Genomic DNA, 16461 nt, shown 5'->3' on the forward strand with positions numbered 1-16461 from the left:
GCGTATCCATTCCATTTTTATCCGAATGCAGGGTCTATATGCTCAAGTTATCTGTCCTACGAATGCCACCTATTGATGAAAAAGGCATAAGGAGAGATGAAGAGTGGGGATTGAAGTGAAAAAACGGCTCGTATCGGCTGATAAATATGCGTTAAAATGTCCGAATCCGATGACGCCGGAGTATATTACCATTCATAACACGGCAAACGACGCATCCGCCGCTAATGAAATCAGCTATATGACGGGAAACAGCGAATCAACGAGCTATCATTTTGCGGTTGATGACAAAGAAGTGATCCAGGGAATTCCGTTGGACCGGAATGCCTGGCATTCGGGAGACGGCACGAATGGTACCGGAAACCGAAAGTCGATTGCTATAGAAATCTGTTACAGCAAGTCAGGCGGCGAACGGTACAGAGCCGCAGAAGAACTGGCGATTGCGTTCGCGGCGCAGCTTTTGAAAGAACGGGGCTGGGGGATTGACAGAATCAGAAAGCATCAGGACTGGAACGGAAAGTACTGCCCGCACCGCATTTTGTCTGAAGGCCGCTGGGATGAAGTGAAGGCGAAGATTGAAAAGAAATTAAGCGGGAGTATGCCGGCGAAAAAAGCCTCTATTGCTTCTTCCGCGTCTGAATACCATGTGAAAAAAGGCGACACCTTATCGGAAATCGCAGCATCGCACGGTGTCAGCGTAAAATCGCTGCAAAGCATCAACCATATCACAGATCCGAATCACATTACAGTCGGACAAGTGATCAAGCTCGCTCAGACGGGTTCTTCTTCAAAAAGTCAGGCTGTGTCTTCCTATCCGCTTCCATCAGGTGTGATCAAAGTGACGAAACCGCTGACGAAAGGGACAAACGTAAAACAAGTGCAAAACGCTTTATCCGCTCTTTATTTTTATCCTGATAAAGGAGCAAAAAATCATGGGGCGGACGGCGTTTACGGTCCGAAAACGGCAAATGCCGTAAAACGTTTTCAATCCGTCAGCGGGTTAACGGCAGACGGAATTTACGGCCCGAAAACGAAGGCGAAAATTGAAGAAAAACTGTAATCAATAAAACGGAAGCTCTCCGGGCTTCCGTTTCTTCTTACATACAAACTGCGGCAAGGGCCTTTTGAATATCATAAATGCTTTCATCTTTTTTAAACTGCTTTGAGACAGCGGGAAGTTCCGCGCCTGAAATCCAAATTTTCAGCTCTGAATCAAGGTCAAAGCGGCCGGCGGTTTCTACGCTGAATCTGGAAATGCTCTTGTACGGAATGGATTGAATCTCCGTTTTCTTCCCTGTGAGTCCCTGTTTATCAACAAGAATAAGACGCTTATCCGTAAAGACAATGATATCTCGGACAAGCTTAAATGCGGCGTTGACATTCTCACCTTCCAGCAGAATACGAGCCAGTTCTGCTTTTGCTTCAGCCGTCGATATTGTCGACGCATTGCCCAGCAATCCATTGATGAACCCCATGATATATCCCCCCTGATACGTATTCTATCAAATCATACTATAAAAAGGTTTCCAATTCCCAGATGAGTAGAGTAAACTGGTGCTGACTGGAAAAGGAGAGCATGTTACACATGAAAGATAGATATGATAATTTCGCAGCCCTTTCTGCTGCTGAATCGGAATACAGAATTATTTATGAAGAAAAAGAGGGAAGTAAATGTATCGTCCTCGCTCCCCACGGCGGCAGGATTGAGCCGGGTGTCAGTGAGCTGGTGCGGGCATTTTCTGACCAAAGCTCAATTTATTTATTTGAAGGAACGAAGCGGTGCGATAACCGTTCTCTCCATTTGACAAGCACACGCTTTGACGAACCCCTGGCTTTAGAAAAAGTGACCGCCCATCATTACGGATTGGCTTTTCATGGGTATCATGATCTGAAAAAGGCAAATACACTCGTCGGGGGCGCGGATCTGGAAAAAGCAAGACTGATTTGTGATCTGCTGTGTGAAGCGGGATTTGATGCCGAGCTGACAGAGAAGAATGATCGGCTGGCAGGTGTAAATCCCGGCAACATTGTCAATCGGACAAAAAGGAAAATGGGGCTGCAATTGGAAGTGAGCACGGCGCAGAGACACGCGCTGTTCAGCAATTTTGGCTGCCGGGGAGAAAAATATACGCCAACCGATCTGTTTTTTCGGTATGTAGAAGCCGTGAAGGCCGGTTTTTATGATAAATGAACAGGGGGCCCGTTCTTACATTTACTGGAGCTGCTATGCGGCGCAAGAAGTGCTTGGCGGGCAGCACGGTGAGAACAGCGTCATGATGCAAAAACCTTTCCTCCGATGTGAAAATGATGACATTCTGCCAGCGGAGTATCGCTAATTTTCAATAAAATACGGCGTTTTTTCTTCAGCGGCATGTAAGTGTGTCTGTCCGCTTTCATAATACACATTCGGCCGCTTGTCGGATAACAGACAAGCGAGCCGCTTCTGAAATTGAATACCTGCTTTACGCCGTTCAAACAGCTCCAGCCTTTTTTCCGCAAATGATGCCGTCACCCGGAAAGCGGCTGCGATTAAAATAACGGCGTGGCTCCTTCGCTGGGGAAGCTCCATGTTTAACAGCATAAAGGTCGGCACACAGAAGTGGTACATAAAATGGTTGGCCTGAAATTCCTGCAGTTCTCTGAACAGCTTGTTCATATGAAAATGGTTGCCGGTATGCTTCAGCACATGGCACAGTTCGTGCGCAAAATCCTGCCATTGCTCTTCGGGTGACTTTCTTTGATTCAGGACGATGCTGTACATGCCGTCCCGCTTCAGCATCATACTGTGCGTATCTTCAAAATGAATCCAAATGTCAAGCTCCTTGGCAATCATCTGCATATCAATATGGAGAGGGGCGGTCATTCCCATGCGGCAATATAAGTTTTTGACGTATTCCTCAAGATGTGTTAAAAAATCGCCCAATTGAATACACCCTTTCGAACATATGTTCTTTTTTAAGCGAGAAAGAAAAGCCCTGATCGGACTTTGAATCAATTCCCTTTTCTTTTAAAAATAAACATTCAGCTTTTATATCGGCTGAACGTTAAGCAGTTTAAAGGAAAAGAGCGGATTATTTATGTTTCGGCCTGCGGTTTTTCTCTTTTTCTTTTAAATAATTAATGAATTCAATGGCCTGCTGCTTGCTTTCCGGAGAAAAGTCCTGCATGTCCCGATATGCGATCTGCAGGTCGGGATCGGCAAACATGTCTTCATCTGAAGGTTCTTTTCCGGTTAACAAATAATCAGTCGACACTTTGAAATAATCCGCAAGCTTTTGCAGCGTGTCGTAATCGGGTTCAGATCGGCCGTTTTCATAATGAGAATATCTGGCGCGCGAGACACCGATATGATTTGCGACTTCTTCCTGTGTTTTCTTTCCTCTGAGATTCTTTAATCTTCCGCCTATCATCCGAATGACCTCTCTTTTTTCAACACCCTAAGTTACTTATGATTATAGATACAAAATGTATCAAAATAAAGAGATGATAAAAAAAGTATCAAAAAGGTCTTGATGATACGAAAGGTATCGTATATAATCAACATCATAGGGATACGAAATGTATCAAAATACGATAAGAAATTGATCAGGAGGGTGAGAGATGAAGCCGATAATCATCCGTTTCAGCAGCAATCCGGCTGACCAGAGATGTTTAGGAAAAGCAGGCGGTTCGATATCTTTTACCGCTTGCGGACTACCGGTATTCCGATTTGATAACCGATTGCAGTATGAACGCTATATAGGTCTGAAGACAAACGGAGACGTCCCTTATGAGTCGTAAAAGCTACCCGTTTTTCATCTATTCCGGATTATTGAATTCAGAACATTACGACAAAATAGGGTCTGCTATTTGGCTGTTTTTATGGTTCATCAGCTCAACGACAAAGGAACACGTAAAAGACGGCGTAAAGTGGGGGATCGTCCTCGGTCATAAGCCCTTAAAAGCAAAAGAAATGGCCGACGTATTTGCCGTCAGCGAAAAAACCGTCAGACGGTGGCTTGAGGTTTTGGAACAGCATGAATATATCAAAACCGTCCGCGCCCCTTACGGACTCATCGTCTCCGTAAAGCACTCGAAAAGATTCACGCCGAAAAAGACATTGACCCGCCCGGAAGCAACTGACCGGACAATATCGGCGGATCACCGGGACAAAAATGTCCGGAGAGAAATAGATATAACAAAAAATCATACTGCTGAAGAAACGATTAACGACATTGCCGCCCATTTTATCAGATTAAGGTCTGCACAGGAGGGGCGGAGCGTATACCCGTCGCCCCGGGATTATCAGGCCATCGCCCGTATTGTTTCCCTCGGTGCGTCAGCACAAGAAGCAATCAAATGGCTCGGCGAATGCTTTACCGCTTTTGAACAGCGGCGCACCTCTTCAGCTGAAACGATCAAGGCTTTCAGCTATTGCGCCAAGTATATGGAAGACCGCTTGAATGCACGAATTGCGGGAAGGACAATCACAACAAAAAAAGAGAGGAATACGATACATGACAAAACGAACGATCGAGCAGATACTGGCCGACCTGAAAAACGGAAAACGTCCATTACTGGCGGACAGACCGGAAGAATCAGACGAAAGCCGCTTTGACTGTCCGCTCTGTAAAGATCAGGGCGGTTATCTCAAAAACCAGCTGGGAATGGATGTGTGGGTTAAGTGCCGCTGCGCCGCCGAACGAAAAGCAGAGCGCATCCTCAGCGCAAGTGAGATTACAGGCGCCTTTCGGAAGCTGGATTTCAAAGGATTTATCACGCGGGGCAAGCCTCAGGCAGTCGTCGACGCATATGAGTGCGCCCTTGAATATGTTGAAAACTTCGACAAGATTAAAAACTGCCGGAAAAACAGCATTGCCCTTTTAGGGCGTCCGGGGTCGGGAAAAACCCATCTTTTGACCGCTCTCAGCAATTATGTCATGAGACAGAAGCAGACACCCGTGCTGTATTTTCCTTTTGTGGAGGGATTTACGGATTTAAAAAATGATTTTGATCTGCTTGATGCAAAGCTTGGCCGTATGAAACAGGCGGATGTGCTTTTTATTGACGATCTGTTCAAACCGCTGAACGGAAAACCCCGGGCGACCGATTGGCAGATTGAACAAATGTACGCCGTCGTGAATTACCGCTATTTAAATCATAAGCCGGTTCTTATCTCGAGCGAGCTGGCCTGTGACGGACTGGTGCAGGTTGATGAAGCCTTGGGCACAAGAATTTATGAGATGTGCAGCGATTATTTAGTCATCATTAATGGCAATTCATTTGAAGTAAACCACAGATTAGAGGGGGCGAGATAATGTGTAAGCTGTGCGGGCCGAAGAAGGTCATTGTGACGGAAACGGGTTTCGGCGCTGTCTTTCACCCTTGCCCGAACTGCAAAACAGGCACTGATTTAACGCCGGTCATTAAACGTCTCGAGCGAATGGTTCAAGACGCAAAAGTGAGGCTTGATGCACGTGTATAAATATATTAAATGGCTTTTTTGCCTGCTGTTCAGGGCGAAACGGATAGAAAAGCAAATTGAAGCATGGCATGAGGCTGATGGAAAGTGAGGATAACCATTGCAAGAAAAACACAGCCCCGCTCCATGGCGGGCCGTACACAGCGGAGAAGAAAAACCCATTTACATTTATTCCGCTTACAGCGAAGCGGATAAAGAGAAGTTCCCTTATTCAAACGGAAGGCTCATCGCGGCCGTTTTCAACTTAAGTTCATACTCTCAGCAGATCAACGCGGCATTGATGGCAAAAGCCCCGGAACTTTTTGAGGCGGCCGAAACGGCTCTCCGCCTGCTCCGGGGAGAAAGTTCTGAAGAAAAAGAAGCGTTCATAAATGAGCTCGGAAGCCTCATACATGAAGTAAACATCCTGAAAAAGACGGAGGACGTAAAACATGAATCCTAAAAAACTGACCGACATTGAACATACAACATTACAAAGCCAGCTGGAAGAAGGCAAGGTGCGGGTCATCATTGTAGACGGACTGAAGAAGGAAGCATGGCTCGCCGAAGCGCCGGAGCACGGCAAAACGCTTGTCGAAACGCGAAAAGGGGATCTGGCCCGGGTCGAATATGAAATCGGCTTTAAATTGAATTAATCGAAAAAAACAGAATACGTCCAAGACGGAAAGCCTGCGGACACTGATCAATCGCGTATATGCTGCGCATTGGTTGGTGTCCTTTTTTTGTTCCGAAAAAGAGGAGGATCTGCATGGAAGACTTACTATTTGAATATAAACGCACGCTGAAAGAGACGAAAAAGTGGTACAAGCAGCTGGAGGAAGCCGATGAAACGGTGCTTACTTCAGAAGAACTGAAAGATAAAAAAATCATCAGAACGATCATTACAGATGTGGAATATGTCATCGAATGGCTTGAAAAAGGCCGGCAGCCCGGCATAAGAAGAGCGATAGACCGAAGAGACGCTTATCAGAGAATGCTGATTAAAGATCCGAGAATCATAGAAACCTATTCGCAGGCGCTGATGTTTGAACCGTCCGCAAATGTGACTGAAGAAGACAGAATCAGACTGCGGGACGCATTAGCCGTTTTAACGGATAGAGAAAAAGAAATGCTGCTGCTCCACAAAGCGGAATGCTTTTCATATGAACGGATCGCCGCCTTGCTGAACGTAAAGAAATCAACCGTACAGACGACGGTCAAACGGGCGCTTCTGAAAATTCAAAAACAGCAGGAACAAAGAAATCAATCGCCTGCTTCATAAGTTGTCATACGTTTGCCACCTAGAAGTGAACAGACGATCACAAAAAGCGGCCCGATTAGAAGCCGCTTTTTATTATAGACAATCATGTCGGAGGTGGCGGTGATGCCGTAGCATGAAAAACGCAAAAAGAAAACAGGCATTTACAATCTATCAGTCTCATAAAGGCCGCATCACAAATCGCGCCCTTGCCGGCAAATCAGGCGTATCCGCAAGAACGATCGGCAGATGGAAAAAAGAAGGGCGCTGGGACGAGGCGCTTCATAAGAATGCGGAAAGCGGCGGAAAAAACAACCCGGGCGAAGGTGATGAGTTAAACGAACGCCAGCGGCTGTTTTGTCTTTATTATGTGAAAAGCTTTAACGCCACCCAATCTGCGATAAAAGCCGGGTATTCACCGGAAAGCGCGCATGTGACGGGAAGCAGGCTGTTAAAAAACGAAAAAGTCGCCAAAGAAATCAGCCGCATGAAAAAGGAAATGGTCAATAAAGTGTTTGTCGAAGCGATGGACGTTCTTCAAGTCTATGTGAAAATCGCTTTCGCCGACATTACCGATTATGTAACCTTCGGAAAAAAAGAGGTTCAGGCCTTCGGAAAATCAGGGCCGCTCTTTGACGAAAATGATAAGCCGATTATGCAGGAAATCAGCTACGTTGACGTTAAAGATTCGCACCTTCTGGACGGAACCATCGTCACAGAAGCAAAACTCGGAAAAGAGGGCATTGCAATCAAGCTTGCCGACAAGATGAAAGCTCTTGAAAAGCTGTCCTTGTACTTTGACCTTTTCCCCGATCAATTTAAACAAAAAATCGAAAATGAAAAATTAAAGCTGGCACAGCAGAAGATGGAAAAAACAGAAGACAGCCAAAAGCCGATTGACATTGTCATTACGCGGAAAGAGGAACGGTCATGATTGAAAAAGCGGTCAACCCGCGCTTTGAAGATTATTTGTTCAATTGGAATGAAACGTACCAATTTCTCGTCGGAGGCTACGGCTCGTCAAAAAGCTATCATACCGCGCTGAAAATCATCCTCAAGCTGCTTCGTGAAAAGCGGACGGCACTTGTCGTGCGGGAGGTTTTCGATACGCACAGAGATTCTACTTTCGCCTTGTTTGAAGACATTATCGGGGAGCTTGAGCTGGGACATGCCGTAAAGGCCGTATCTTCGCCGATGCAGCTGAGATTTTCAAACGGAAGCCGGATTATGTTTAAAGGGATGGACAACCCGGCCAAATTGAAATCCATTCATCATATTTCACTGATATGGATTGAAGAATGCTCTGAAGTGAAGTATGAAGGCTTTAAGGAGCTGATCGGGCGTCTGCGCCATCCTGAGCTTTCGCTTCATATGATATGCACCACAAATCCAGTGGGCACCTCCAATTGGACGTATCGGCATTTTTTTCGTGATGACCAAAAAAAACGGCTTGTATTGGATGATCAGACGCTGTATGAAAAAGGCACCGTCGTTAAGGGAGATACGTATTACCACCATTCCACAGCGTGCGATAATCTGTTTTTGCCGAAAAGCTATATTAAGCAGCTGGACAGCTTACGGCATTACGATCCTGATTTGTACCGGATCGCCCGCAAAGGACAGTTCGGCGTCAATGGCATCCGCGTGTTTCCGCAGTTTCAGGTCATGGAGCACAACGAAGTAACGGAGCGGATTGCTTCCATCAGGCGCCCCCTGTTTCGGACCGGCATGGATTTCGGTTTTGAAGAGTCATACAATGCGGTCATCCGGCTTGCCGTCGATCCGGATCAAAAAGAGCTTTATATTTTCTGGGAGTATTACAAAAACAAAATGACCGATGATCAGACAGCTGAGGAGCTTCAGGAATTGGCGGATCAAAAAGAGCTGATCAAAGCGGATTCGGCTGAGCCGAAAAGCATCCAATATTTTCGCAGGCAGGGCTTTTGCATGGTTGCGGCCAAAAAGTTTCCGGGCTCAAGACTTCAGTATACAAAAAAACTGAAACGGTTCAAACACATCTATTGCTCAGACAGCTGTCAACATACGATCCGCGAATTGCAGAACTTAACGTACGCAAAAAACAAAAACGGCGTTCTGTCGGAAGATGAGTTTTCAATTGATCCCCACACACTTTCAGCCATTTGGTATGCGCTGGATGACTATGACGCGGCGGATCTGAAAGATGCATCACAAAAACGGAGACGTCCGAATCGGGAAAGGAGGAGGTAGGTGTTGCCGAACTATCAAAACGTTAGAGCCACCGTCTTTAAATCAAAAATGGCCGCGCCGCAGGCAAGGCAGATGAACGAAGATCAATTTGCCGATCTGTACGGCGAAGACATCATTTCACCGCCCTATAATCTCATTGAACTGAAAACAATCGCCGAATACTCGACGATTCTTCAGCAGTGCATTGACGCGTATCGGGTCAATATTACGGGTTTTGGGTTTGATGTGGAATATACCTTTGATGTAAATAGCCCAGATTGCTCCCCGTCAAAAAAGGCCCGGGCCGAAAAAAACTGGATGAAGCTGGAGAGCTTTTACAAATGTCTTCACTTTGATGAATCGGCCGAGACGATCCTCGGATATGCGATAGAAGACCGTGAAAAAACGGGCAACGGTTTTCTCGAAGTGCTTCGGGACGGGGCGGGAAAACCGGCGGGGATTGAATATCTGGATGTGAAACATATGCGCGTGTGCGGTGTGACTGATCCTGTTGAAGTCACATTTTCATATGAAGAAAACGGCGCATCCAAAACGATTAAAAGGCAAAAACGGTTCCGTAAATATGTTCAGATGCTGAACGGTCGGAAAGTGTTTTTTAAGGAATACGGCGACCCCCGCATGATGGACATGAGAACCGGCGAATACGTAAAGACCCTGTCTGAAGAATACCGGGCAAATGAAGCCATTCACTTAAAAATCGGCAGCGGCACTTACGGAATTCCGCGCTGGGTCGGCAATATCGTCAATCTGTACGGCGCCCGGAAAGCGGAAGAACTGAATTTTATGTATTTCAAGCAGGGCCGTCATGTGCCGGCCGCCATTACGGTTGAAAACGGCATGCTGTCAGAAGCATCGTACAAAGAGCTTCAGGATTATATGAATGACCTGGAAGGGGTGGAAAACGCCCACAAATTTCTGCTGATTGAGGCGGAAGGCATTGCGAGGGAAAAAGACCTTCACGGAGGCGAAGACATTACGCCCGTGTCTGTGGAAATTAAATCACTTGCCGAAATTCTGCAGGATGATGCGCTGTTTCTTGAATATGACGACAAAAGCAGAAATAAACTCCGTTCCGCTTTCCGTCTCCCGCCGCTTTATACGGGCGAGGCGCAGGAATACAACAAAGCCACCGCCGATACGGCACGGAAAATAACGGAGGAGCAGGTGTTTCAGCCGGAGCGGAAAACGCTGATTAATAAGCTCAACACGTTATTTTTGCCTGAACTGGGTCTCCACGATGTACAGCTCACATTAAAAGGGCCTGATTTTCGCGATCCGCTTGAAATTGCGAAGGTGCTTACGCCATTTATTTCCGCTGGTGCGGTCTCTCCTAATGACCTCCGTGATCTGGCCGGAAGAGTGCTCGGCAAGACGCTTGAGGAATGGCCTGAAGAGTACTACAGCCGGCCGGTGCTGAAAGGGAAAAAGGAGCAATCCTGAAAGGGGGTGAAAACATCTCGTGCCGAGAGAATTGAGAAATGCCGTCATCAGTTTTGTGAGCTATGTCGATAAGGCGGCGAACCAAACGGAATTCTTTTTTACAAAATCAGCCGGAGGCCTTCCGTCATTTGAAAAAAAGGTGCAGGTGTTTACAAAAAGCGAATCGGATGAGCAGAAGCTTGTTTACGGCATCGTTTACGAGCCGGATGTCCCGGATGCCCATGGCGATTATATGACGGCTGAAGAGATTGAAAAGGCCGCTCACGGTTTTTTGGCGGACGCCCGCAACATCGATACAAATCATAATTTTGAAGGCGGGACCGGCGAGGTGGTGGAGTCGTACGTCGCCCCGGATGACTTTGAAATCGGGAATGCTGTGATCCGGAAAGGATCTTGGGTGCTTGTCACCAAAGCTTCCGATGAAGTATGGGATCAGATTAAAGCCGGTATCATTACGGGCTACAGCATGGCGGGAACCGCTGACGTTTACGAAGAGCCGGCAGAAAAGCAAGCCGGCTTATTCGGCGCGGTCAAGCAATTTCTCGACCGTGACCGCAAATCAAGAAACCGCAAGGGAGAGGACTTGAACAAGATGAGAAAAGAAGACGTTAGAGAATCGATTGAGCACGCGCTGCACCCGCTTTTAAAGCGGCTTGACAGCTTGGACCAAAACACGGAAGACAAAGACGGGGCGGCTGCGCCGTCTGATGAAGAAAAGCTGAAAACGCTTGTTGAGGACATGCTCGCGCCGATTATTAAACGCATTGAAGCGCTTGAAAAAGTAAGAGGCGCATCAAAGCAGCCGGAAGAAGAGACGGGCGGCCAAGAGCCTGTTAAAAAATCCATTTGGAGCGGACTGCTTTAAGCCCAGTCAGAAGGAGGAACTGTAGAGTGAGAAATCAAGATATCATCAGAAAGGCGGAAATGTCACTTTCCGCTTTAAAAAGCGGCGGTTTAATGAACCCCGCACAAGCTTCAGCATTTATCCGCATGGTGCAGAACACGCCGACCATTTTCAGCGAATCGCGTGTGATTCAAATGGAAAATGACTCGCAGAAATTTGAAAAAATCGGTTTCGGCCAGCGTATTCTGCGTGCCGCTGAGGAAGGAAAAGCCTTAACTGACGATCAGCTGACCGTCCCGGCAACAAGTACGGTGCAGCTGAATACGAAAGAAGTCATTGCGGAAATTAATATCACCTATGACACGCTTGAAAATAATATTGAAAAAGACGGCCTGCAGCAGACGATCATGCAGGTTTTGGCGGAGCGGGCGGCAGTCGATATTGAGGAGCTTGTCGTAAACGGCGATACATCTTCTTCTGATCCGTACTTGGCACAGCTTGACGGAATCCGTAAGCAGACTGTATCTCACGTCATTGACGGAAACGGGGAAGAGCTGTCCAGAGCCACATTTAAAAAAGGCTTAAAAGCCATTCCGGCAAAATATTTGCGCCTGCCTCAGGAATTCAGATTTTACACATCTCAAGGCATGGAGATTGAATGGAAAGACCGTGTGGCTGACCGTCAGACCAATCTGGGGGATCTTGCGGTGCAGGGCGGTTTGTCTTCAGCATTCGGCGTTCCGGTCAAAGGAGTGTCCAATCTGCAGCCGTACTCGGTCGGAGAAGGTGACTCCCAGTACGATGCGTCTGACATCATTTTGACTCACCCGAAAAATATCATTCTCGGTTTTTCACGGAATATCCGAATCGAAGTAGATAAAGATATTCGCAGCCGCAAATTTATTATCGTACTGACGGCTAAACTTGACAGCAAATTTGAAGAAGAAGATGCAAGCGCCAAAATCGTAAACGTTAAAGAATAAGACGGGGGTGGCAGTTATGTTAATTCAGCCGTCTGACGTTGTTTCATATTCAGTTTATGATCAAGTCAAAAACAGGCCGGAGCCGCTTCTTATACAGGACATTCTGGAGGCGGAGGCGGAAGCGGCCAGAATGGCGGGGCATTCGTTCACTGACCCTATTTACTCACCGCTTCCCGAAAAGATTAAGCTTGCGTTATTAAAGCTTTCTCAATATTTTGCGCTGATCAACCAGAATGAAGCAGCCGCTTCCGCCTATCAATCTGAAAAGATAGGTGACTATTCCTATACGGTGGCAGATGAAGGCGGAATCAGAAAACCGGCGGTGCACCATCTGCTCTGTGAATATATCGCGCCGGGTTATTCCCCGGTTTCTGCAAACGCAAAGGTGAGACCTTTATGAGCTACGAACGGCTGCTCACTGACAGATGCGATATTTATCATGAGACGGTGTCAGTTCCGAAGGCCGGACGCTTCGGGATTCCCGCCGAAAAGCTCCAGCCTGCCTTTTCTTATCCGGAAGTGCCCGATGCTGAAGACGTGCCGTGTCTGTTTGTTGAAAAACAGCAGCAGCTTATTCAGCTTGCGCCTGATCATAAGGTATATCAGCGGTTTCTCGTTCATTTTCCGAAAGAGGCCGTTGTGCGTGTCAATGACAAAATCATTTGGGAAGGACAGGCGTATATTCTGGAAATGCCGAAGAAAGCAAGACAGCACCATTGGGAGGTTATCGCTGTGAGAGATGACAGACTATGAACATAAAAAACCTTGAACAATGGAATCGGTCGCTGCAAAAGGCATCATCCGGAGAATTTGCCCGTCAGGCAGGCGAATGGCTGGAACAGTCAGGAGAGGATTTTCTCGACATGGTACGGGAGGAGCTTATTCATTCGGGAGGAATTGATACAGAAAACCTGCTGTCTTCTTTCCGAAAAGGAGCGCAGGATCATGTATGGATCATTGAAAACGGGGGACTGACCCTTGAAATCGGCACCAATATAGAGTATGCCTCATTCATAAATGACGGACATTGGACCGTCTCAGATGAAAATGTCAGATGGGTGCCCGGGTATTTTCAAGGCTCCCGGTTCATCTATGATCCGTCAGCTTCAACGGGAATGGCGCTCAAAAAACAGTGGATCAGCGGGAATGGGTTTTGGGACAAAGCCCTTCTTTTGTATGAAACACTCTTCGCCGAATCGCTGGACAAGCGTTTCAATCAGTGGCTTAACACGTTGGGGGGAGATATCGGATGAATCGCGAAACCGGTTCAATCGCCGCTTTTTTTTATCAGCAGTGCGGCGTGCCCGTATATGAAAATGAACTGCCTGAACAATTTCAGGTGCCGTCACTATACATTCCGCCCCCATTTGTTTTTGACGAAAATGATACAGTCTCCACTTATAAGAAAACGTACAGTCTGAATGTGAAGCTGTTCCATGCCGACTCGGTGCAGGCGCTCTATACAGCCGACCGGATCGCCGATGCGGTGAGAGAATCAAGACAGCTGATTTCGCTGCTTACGGAATCAGGGGAGGATACCGGTGATTTCGTCCGCATCAGCCGTATCGAAACAAGAGTCGGAGACAAAGGCGAGGCAGTGATCACAATCCGCTGGACGAGCCGCTACTACTATCAGAAACAAACATCTCCCGCACTGCGGGATGTGGACATTAACAGCGGGGTGAAAGAAAAGTGAAACAACATAAAAAGAAAAACGCCGCAGCGGCGGAACGAGCGGTTCTTTATGACACGGCGGATTTAACAAAGCACGCGAAGGAGCTTTTCGGCGTAAAACCTGAGATTCTCCAGGGGGCTTTATTCGGCGTGAAGCAAAAACAAATGACAAAAGCGCAAGCCAAGTCTTACATTGAAGCATTTTTAACCAAGGAGGTCATGCAATAATGAACGGCGGAACATTTACGCAAGGAAAAGAAAAAGAACGTGCCGGAATCTATTTTAACTTTAAAACAACCGCCCAGGAGCGGGTATCGATCGGTGAACGCGGGATTGTCGCCCTTCCCGTCGCATCCGGCTGGGGGGAAGCGAAAACATTCGTTTCCATTTCAAGCATTGAAGATTTGAATAAAAAAGTGGGGCTCAGTATTGAAGATCCGTCACTGATTCTGCTTCGTGAGGCGAAAAAGAAAGCAAAAACCGTTTTGATGTACCGTCTGACAGAGGGAATCAGAGCGAGTGCCGATCTTTCGCAAGGTGTTAAAGCAACCGCTTTGTACGGCGGTTCAAAAGGAAATGACATCATCATCCGCATCAGTGAAAACGTCCTTGATCAGACCGCTTTCGATGTGACCACTTACATGGATGAAGCGGAAGTTGACAAACAAACGGTGAAAAAAGCCGAAGAATTAAAAGCAAACGGCTATGTCACATTTACGGGAACGGGCGAACTGTCGGCTTCCATCCCGCTGACAGGCACTGAGGAAGAGTCCGGGGAAACGTTAAACCCGCAGGCAGGCATCCGTCTCGCGGGCGGAACTGATAAAGCACCGGTCAACTCAGACTACACGGATTTTTTAGCTGCTGCTGAAACGGAGAATTTCGATGTCATCGCTCTTCCTGTCGCGGAAAACGATCAGCTGAAAGCGACATTTGCCGCATTCATTAAACGCCTTCGCGATGCGCAGGGACAGAAAGTGCAAGGGGTGACCGCCCATTACAGCGGCGATTATGAAGGCATTATCAATGTTACTGAAGGTGTGCTGCTGGAAGACGGAACCGAGATTAAAGCTGAAGATGCGACCGCCTGGGTGGCAGGCGCAAGTGCCAGCGCCGCATTTAATCAATCCTTAACATTCGTTGAATACGAAGGCGCCGTCGATGTGCTGCACCGCCTGACTCATGATGAAGTGATCGAACGTCTTTCCAAAGGTGAATTCCTTTTCTCTTATGATGCCCGTGATAAGTCAGTCAGCGTTGAAAAAGATATCAACTCATTGGTGACATTTACGGCAGAGAAAAACAAAAAGTTCGCGAAAAACAAAATCGTCCGTGTGCTTGATGCGGTGAATAACGATTTGACACGTGAACTGAAAGCCTTAATTAAATCGAAAAAAGGCACGGGCAGCGATCTTCCTGCGACAAATGACGGCCTTCAATTCGTCAAAACGATGATCATTCAATATTTGACTACGCTTCAGGATGCGGGCGGCATCGCCAACTTTGATTCAGACAAAGACATTACAATCGGGCTGAATGAAGACCGCGACGGCTTTTTAATCGATCTCGCCGTACAGCCTGTGGATGCGGCAGAAAAATTCTACTTTAACGTGGAGGTAAACTAAGATGGCATTAAAAGCGCAAAACACGATTTCAGGAAAAGAAGGCCGTTTATTTCTCGACGGAGAAGAGATGGCGCATATTAAAACGTTTGAAGCAAACGTGGAAAAAAACAAATCAGAAGTAAACATCATGGGCCGCCGCATGACGGGACATAAAACAACAGGCGCCAACGGAACGGGCACGGCAACATTCTATAAGGTCACATCCAAATTCGCCGTTCTTATGATGGATTACGTCAAAAAAGGAAGCGACCCGTATTTTACACTGCAAGCCGTTCTTGATGACAAATCATCGGGCCGCGGAACAGAACGCGTCACTCTGTATGACGTCAACTTTGATTCTGCAAAAATCGCCGGACTGGACGTAGACTCAGAAGCACTCGAAGAAGAAGTGCCGTTTACTTTTGAAGATTTCGATGTGCCGGAAAAGCTTTCTGAAACGTTTTAATTAAGATCGGTATGAGTGAAACAGGCCTTTTACAGGCCTGTTTTTTATAAAAAAAAGAGTAAGGGAGTTTTCATCATGAGCGAAAAAAACGAACAAGTATATGATCTGTCATTCTTTATGCCGGGTAAAACAGTCGAGGCTGAGGAGATTCGGGTTCCGCTTTCAAAGCGTTTTGTCGATAAAAAAGGAAACATCGTGCCTTTTATTTTTAAAGCCATTACGACTGAGCGCATTGATGAACTGGAGAAGGAAAGCACGACATATAAAAATGTGAAGGGCAGAGGCCGAGTAAAAGACTTAGACAGCCAGCGCTTCTATGCGCGGATCGCGGTTGAATCTACGATTTACCCTGATTTCCGGTCTAAGGAGCTCCGCGACGCTTACAAAACGGCAGATCCGGTCGAGGTGGCAAAACGCGTGCTTTCAGTCGGCGGTGAGTATGCAAATTGGCTGAATAAAGCGATTGAGATCAACGGTTTTGAAGATGAATTAGAAGATCTGGAGCAAGAAGCAAAAAACTGATAAA

General features: G+C 46.9%; 26 protein-coding genes. 23 read left to right on the top strand and 3 right to left on the bottom strand.

Translation table 11 applies throughout. The features are described from left to right. Positions 1-103: 103 nt before the first annotated feature. Entirely contained in the window at positions 104-1057 is a 954-nt protein-coding gene (locus tag NYE62_RS06295; RefSeq protein WP_015417280.1) for an N-acetylmuramoyl-L-alanine amidase, read from the top strand. 37 nt (positions 1058-1094) lie between these two features. Here NYE62_RS06295 and NYE62_RS06300 read toward each other — a convergent pair whose 3' ends face one another. Beyond that, positions 1095-1472 carry a PH domain-containing protein gene (locus tag NYE62_RS06300; protein WP_007610770.1) on the bottom strand — a complete coding sequence of 126 codons (378 nt, stop codon included), beginning with the start codon at positions 1470-1472 and terminating at the stop codon, positions 1095-1097. A 110-nt stretch (positions 1473-1582) separates the two neighbouring features. Here NYE62_RS06300 and NYE62_RS06305 point away from each other — a divergent pair, with 110 nt between their 5' ends. Both NYE62_RS06305 and NYE62_RS06310 read left to right on the top strand, forming a co-directional pair. Continuing rightward, positions 1583-2188 (top strand): poly-gamma-glutamate hydrolase family protein, encoded by a 606-nt coding sequence (locus NYE62_RS06305; protein WP_144464016.1) that lies wholly within the window; start codon positions 1583-1585, stop codon positions 2186-2188. Further along, a complete protein-coding gene (locus tag NYE62_RS06310) occupies positions 2178-2333 on the top strand; it encodes a hypothetical protein (protein ID WP_186302951.1) in 156 nt (51 codons plus the stop codon). Before NYE62_RS06305 ends, NYE62_RS06310 begins: the two co-directional genes overlap by 11 nt. On the opposite strand, the gene NYE62_RS06315 is transcribed toward NYE62_RS06310, so the two are convergent. Then, positions 2330-2920, bottom strand: a complete 591-nt coding sequence (locus tag NYE62_RS06315) for an ImmA/IrrE family metallo-endopeptidase (RefSeq protein ID WP_007407286.1) — start codon at positions 2918-2920, stop codon at positions 2330-2332. The two genes, NYE62_RS06310 and NYE62_RS06315, sit on opposite strands and share 4 nt — an antisense overlap. Before the next feature lie 148 nt (positions 2921-3068). Next, positions 3069-3407: an HTH-type transcriptional regulator Xre gene (xre, locus tag NYE62_RS06320; RefSeq protein WP_015239672.1), complete on the bottom strand. Its 339-nt coding sequence runs from the start codon at positions 3405-3407 to the stop codon at positions 3069-3071. A gap of 190 nt (positions 3408-3597) precedes the next feature. Between xre and NYE62_RS06325 the strand changes: the two genes are divergently transcribed. From NYE62_RS06325 to NYE62_RS06420, 20 genes are all read left to right on the top strand, one after another. After that, the gene (locus NYE62_RS06325) at positions 3598-3777 is read left to right on the top strand and encodes a hypothetical protein (RefSeq protein ID WP_032866121.1); all 180 of its coding nucleotides are present in this window, start codon (positions 3598-3600) and stop codon (positions 3775-3777) included. Continuing rightward, positions 3767-4594, top strand: a complete 828-nt coding sequence (locus NYE62_RS06330; RefSeq protein ID WP_144664112.1) for a phage portal protein — start codon at positions 3767-3769, stop codon at positions 4592-4594. Before NYE62_RS06325 ends, NYE62_RS06330 begins: the two co-directional genes overlap by 11 nt. Continuing rightward, a complete protein-coding gene (locus NYE62_RS06335) occupies positions 4494-5294 on the top strand; it encodes an ATP-binding protein (protein WP_032866119.1) in 801 nt (266 codons plus the stop codon). Before NYE62_RS06330 ends, NYE62_RS06335 begins: the two co-directional genes overlap by 101 nt. Continuing rightward, positions 5294-5461 (top strand): hypothetical protein, encoded by a 168-nt coding sequence (locus NYE62_RS06340; protein ID WP_015239675.1) that lies wholly within the window; start codon positions 5294-5296, stop codon positions 5459-5461. Before NYE62_RS06335 ends, NYE62_RS06340 begins: the two co-directional genes overlap by 1 nt. Positions 5462-5558: 97 nt before the next feature. Continuing rightward, on the top strand, positions 5559-5900 hold the full coding sequence (locus NYE62_RS06345; protein WP_015239676.1) for a hypothetical protein: 342 nt from the start codon (positions 5559-5561) through the stop codon (positions 5898-5900). Next, positions 5890-6093: an XtrA/YqaO family protein gene (locus NYE62_RS06350; protein ID WP_007407280.1), complete on the top strand. Its 204-nt coding sequence runs from the start codon at positions 5890-5892 to the stop codon at positions 6091-6093. The genes NYE62_RS06345 and NYE62_RS06350 overlap by 11 nt, the downstream gene beginning before the upstream one ends. Positions 6094-6206: 113 nt before the next feature. After that, positions 6207-6719 (top strand): sigma-70 family RNA polymerase sigma factor, encoded by a 513-nt coding sequence (locus NYE62_RS06355; protein ID WP_012117362.1) that lies wholly within the window; start codon positions 6207-6209, stop codon positions 6717-6719. Positions 6720-6831: 112 nt separating this feature from the next. After that, entirely contained in the window at positions 6832-7629 is a 798-nt protein-coding gene (locus NYE62_RS06360; RefSeq protein WP_007407278.1) for a terminase small subunit, read from the top strand. Continuing rightward, on the top strand, positions 7626-8924 hold the full coding sequence (locus NYE62_RS06365) for a PBSX family phage terminase large subunit (RefSeq protein WP_199022481.1): 1299 nt from the start codon (positions 7626-7628) through the stop codon (positions 8922-8924). Before NYE62_RS06360 ends, NYE62_RS06365 begins: the two co-directional genes overlap by 4 nt. Positions 8925-8972: 48 nt before the next feature. Further along, complete coding sequence (locus tag NYE62_RS06370) at positions 8973-10364, top strand: phage portal protein (RefSeq protein WP_144664208.1); 1392 nt, start codon at positions 8973-8975, stop codon at positions 10362-10364. Positions 10365-10383: 19 nt separating this feature from the next. Further along, the gene (locus NYE62_RS06375; RefSeq protein WP_007407275.1) at positions 10384-11229 is read left to right on the top strand and encodes an XkdF-like putative serine protease domain-containing protein; all 846 of its coding nucleotides are present in this window, start codon (positions 10384-10386) and stop codon (positions 11227-11229) included. 26 nt (positions 11230-11255) lie between these two features. Then, positions 11256-12191 (top strand): phage major capsid protein, encoded by a 936-nt coding sequence (locus NYE62_RS06380; protein WP_144664116.1) that lies wholly within the window; start codon positions 11256-11258, stop codon positions 12189-12191. 16 nt (positions 12192-12207) lie between these two features. Next, complete coding sequence (locus tag NYE62_RS06385; RefSeq protein WP_063095517.1) at positions 12208-12591, top strand: DUF3199 family protein; 384 nt, start codon at positions 12208-12210, stop codon at positions 12589-12591. Beyond that, entirely contained in the window at positions 12588-12944 is a 357-nt protein-coding gene (locus NYE62_RS06390) for a DUF3599 family protein (protein WP_342497297.1), read from the top strand. Before NYE62_RS06385 ends, NYE62_RS06390 begins: the two co-directional genes overlap by 4 nt. Beyond that, a complete protein-coding gene (locus NYE62_RS06395) occupies positions 12941-13444 on the top strand; it encodes an HK97 gp10 family phage protein (RefSeq protein WP_144664120.1) in 504 nt (167 codons plus the stop codon). The genes NYE62_RS06390 and NYE62_RS06395 overlap by 4 nt, the downstream gene beginning before the upstream one ends. Next, complete coding sequence (locus NYE62_RS06400; RefSeq protein ID WP_199022482.1) at positions 13441-13887, top strand: phage portal protein; 447 nt, start codon at positions 13441-13443, stop codon at positions 13885-13887. Before NYE62_RS06395 ends, NYE62_RS06400 begins: the two co-directional genes overlap by 4 nt. Beyond that, positions 13884-14093 carry a hypothetical protein gene (locus tag NYE62_RS06405; RefSeq protein WP_007610809.1) on the top strand — a complete coding sequence of 70 codons (210 nt, stop codon included), beginning with the start codon at positions 13884-13886 and terminating at the stop codon, positions 14091-14093. The genes NYE62_RS06400 and NYE62_RS06405 overlap by 4 nt, the downstream gene beginning before the upstream one ends. Continuing rightward, the gene (locus NYE62_RS06410) at positions 14093-15490 is read left to right on the top strand and encodes a phage tail sheath family protein (protein ID WP_007610810.1); all 1398 of its coding nucleotides are present in this window, start codon (positions 14093-14095) and stop codon (positions 15488-15490) included. The genes NYE62_RS06405 and NYE62_RS06410 overlap by 1 nt, the downstream gene beginning before the upstream one ends. Position 15491: 1 nt before the next feature. Beyond that, a complete protein-coding gene (locus tag NYE62_RS06415; protein ID WP_003154837.1) occupies positions 15492-15935 on the top strand; it encodes a phage tail tube protein in 444 nt (147 codons plus the stop codon). Positions 15936-16010: 75 nt separating this feature from the next. Then, positions 16011-16457: a phage portal protein gene (locus NYE62_RS06420; RefSeq protein ID WP_003154836.1), complete on the top strand. Its 447-nt coding sequence runs from the start codon at positions 16011-16013 to the stop codon at positions 16455-16457. Positions 16458-16461: the final 4 nt, after the last annotated feature.

Source organism: Bacillus sp. FSL K6-2861 (assembly GCF_038630725.1).
Lineage (GTDB): Bacteria > Bacillota > Bacilli > Bacillales > Bacillaceae > Bacillus > Bacillus velezensis.